The organism is Salinimicrobium oceani (genome assembly GCF_012037645.1).
In genome coordinates this window covers 1-288 of record NZ_JAAVJR010001599.1, presented here as the reverse complement: position 1 = coordinate 288, position 288 = coordinate 1, and the positions used below count along the sequence as shown (strand labels likewise).

At 47.9% G+C, this 288-nt stretch carries 1 protein-coding gene; it reads left to right on the top strand.

The window, feature by feature from the left end; all coding sequences use genetic code 11:
- Positions 1-288: DUF2851 family protein (locus HC175_RS23240; RefSeq protein ID WP_168140106.1), on the top strand; the 288-nt coding region annotated here is incomplete at both ends.

The following is a 288-nucleotide window of genomic DNA, read 5'->3' as shown; positions in this document are numbered from 1 at the left end:
ACCTGCTCTCGGGCCCCGACTTCTTCAATTCCAGGGTGCTTATTGGTGATCAGCAATGGGCGGGAAATGTGGAGATCCATCTTCGCTCTTCAGACTGGTATATGCATAATCATGAAAGTGATCCTGCCTACGATAATGTGATCCTGCACGTGGTGTGGGTTCATGATGTTGAAGTTTTTCGCAAGGATAATACAAGTCTGCCGGTTGTAGAAATCCATAACCTGGTGGCGCCGGAGACCCTGCACTCCTATGAAGAGCTTTGTTCTAATAATGGAAACCGGTGGATCA